The organism is Desulfovirgula thermocuniculi DSM 16036 (assembly GCF_000429345.1).
GTDB lineage: Bacteria > Bacillota > Desulfotomaculia > Desulfotomaculales > Desulfovirgulaceae > Desulfovirgula > Desulfovirgula thermocuniculi.
In genome coordinates, this window is the sequence record NZ_AUBR01000135.1 from 1 (window position 1) to 1038 (window position 1038).

At 69.7% G+C, this 1038-nt stretch carries 1 protein-coding gene; it reads right to left on the minus strand.

Annotated features, from left to right (window positions below; all coding sequences use genetic code 11):
• The coding region (locus G454_RS19795) for a DUF927 domain-containing protein (RefSeq protein WP_035108144.1) at positions 1 to 1038 on the minus strand (1038 nt) is incomplete at both ends.

Consider the following 1038-nt stretch of genomic DNA (forward strand, 5'->3'; position numbering starts at 1 on the left):
GCGGCCGCCGCCGTGCTTGGCGCCGCGCTCCTTGCCGGAGCCGAGGCCGAGGGAGTAGACCATCTCCGCGAGGGAGTCGGCGAGCCTGACCAGCTGGGACTCGTCTATGTGGCACGATATGTCGCAGTGCACACCAAACAGTATCTCGCTGTGCACGGTGGTGCGGTGGGCGGTGCGTATCATCCCCTTTTCGCCGACCTCGGGCACGCCCCACACGCCCGCCGCGAAGCGGTTGGCCAGGGTCTTACCGTGCCCCGCCTCTGGGTCGGCGCTCTCCACGACGAAGCCGCAGACCTCGGAGAGGCCGTGCTTCACGAGGGTGCGCATCAGCGGCCCGGCGGCCGCGGCGCCCGCGAAGAACCCCGCCAGGGGGTATTTCTCCATCCAGCGCAGGTAAGTCCGCAACTGGCCCTCCAGGGTGCCCTTCGCCGCGATGGGCTCCAGGAGCTGGCGCTCGTTGACGGAGACCTCGCGCCACTCGGTCAGCGGGTCGTCGGGGTCCACGTCGTCCCGCACGCCCCCCGCCTCGCCGGCCAGGCGGCCCGAGGCCGAAAAGATGTCCTTCCCCACGGCGAATATCTCCTTCCCGCTAGGGAGGGAGTGCCACCCGGAGCGGGAGACGACCACCCTCTGGGGCATCCTCGCCTCCTCCGGGAACTCGTACCTCAGGTCGCGCAGGGCGGCGAGCCAAGCCACGAGGGCGTTCTTGCGGTTGCTGTCGACGGGCATGTCGCGGTTGGCCAGGAAATCGAACTTGTTGGCGTTGAAGAGCACGCCCGCGGGGAACTGGGCGCGCCGCCACCCGCCCTCGTAGTGCCACCACCAGACCTCGTAGTGCACGTCGTCCTCTTGGCCGTCGGCGGGCACGAGGTGTGCCGCGAGCGCCACGGGCGCGGGCAGGACTTCCTTTTCCCTCACTCCCCTCTCGTCCTCGGTCACCAGGACCACCCTGCCGTCGGACTTGATGTCGTATTCCCCCGGCACCGGGTAGTCCGCGAAGGGCGTCCCCGCGGCGGGCGGGAAAACCTCCGCGAACTT